Annotated in this window: 1 protein-coding gene; it reads left to right on the top strand. The window is 47.0% G+C overall.

Translation table 11 applies throughout. The annotated features are described in order from the left end of the window. Positions 1-1,239, top strand: a 1,239-nt coding sequence (locus tag A3738_RS06650) for a VCBS domain-containing protein (protein WP_197473647.1), incomplete at both ends; no start/stop codon positions are given.

Genomic DNA, 1,239 nt, shown 5'->3' with positions numbered 1-1,239 from the left:
ATAAACTCGATCATTCAAATCCTGCCACCCAAGCATTGTCTCAAGGACAAATTGCAACTGAAACCTTTTATGTGAAAGTGGATGACGGGCAAGGTGGTACAAGGACTCAAGCTATTAGCGTTCAGGTTAATGGTACCAATGACACTCCTAGCATTTCGGGCACTAGCACTGGCGGTGTTATTGAAGATGCATCAATCAATATCACATCTGGACAATTACAGGTTCAAGACGTCGATAAAAATGATGTTCATGCATGGACACTAAATGGCTCTGGGCAGGGTAGTTATGGTCAACTCAGCATTGACCCTAATACTGGCCGATGGACCTATACGCTTGATAATAATCTGACGGCAACACAGTCAATCGCCAAGGACGATGTGAAGACTGAGAGTTTTACAGTTGAAGTGAGCGATGGCCAAGGCGGAACGGCGACACAGCTCATAACGGTAAATGTAACGGGCACCAATGATGCGCCCGCCGTGATCGGAGGTGACTTAACAGCGACCTTTACCGAAGGACAATACCCGACCATACGTGGTAAGACGCCCATTGTTCAGGATGTAGATACTGGTGACACCTTGAGTTTTAGTTGGGAGAATCAACACAGTTCTAGTAATGGCACCGGCCTCGTGTTAGGAAAATGGGGCAATTACATTATTGACGAGACCACAGGAACTTGGGGCGCAAATTTCCATAATTCTTTGGTCAATACGCTTTCAGCAGGCGAAGTGGTCACCGAGACAGTCATGATGAAAGTGACTGATCAACATGGCGCTACAACCGATCAAGCTATTACCGTCACCATTATTGGTACTAATGATGTACCTCAGATCATTGGGCAGTTCTCAGGAATAGTGACGGAGGATTTAGTTAATTCTGCGAAGGGAAATCTGCAAGCGGTTGATCCCGATCGATTAGATACGCATTCCTGGGCGCTTCAAGGAAATGGGCAAGGAACATACGGGTCTATCAGCATCAATCCGCAAACTGGAACATGGCAATATCAGCTCGATAACGGCCGGCTTGCAACGCAAGCGCTTTCTGCAGGGCAAATCGCATCTGAAACATTTATCGTTCAGGTTGATGATGGGCATGGTGGCACTGCAACGCAACGCATTACTGTTGACGTAACGGGTACCAATGATCGTCCTAATATCGGTGGAACAAGTACAGGTTTTGTATCTGAAGACGGAAAACCTAGTGCAGGAGGCATGCTTCGTCATGGCGATGTGGATGCAG

This window comes from Oleiphilus sp. HI0066, from assembly GCF_001635725.1.
Note: the sequence above shows the minus strand (reverse complement) of the source record. Positions and strands in the feature narration are given on the sequence as shown.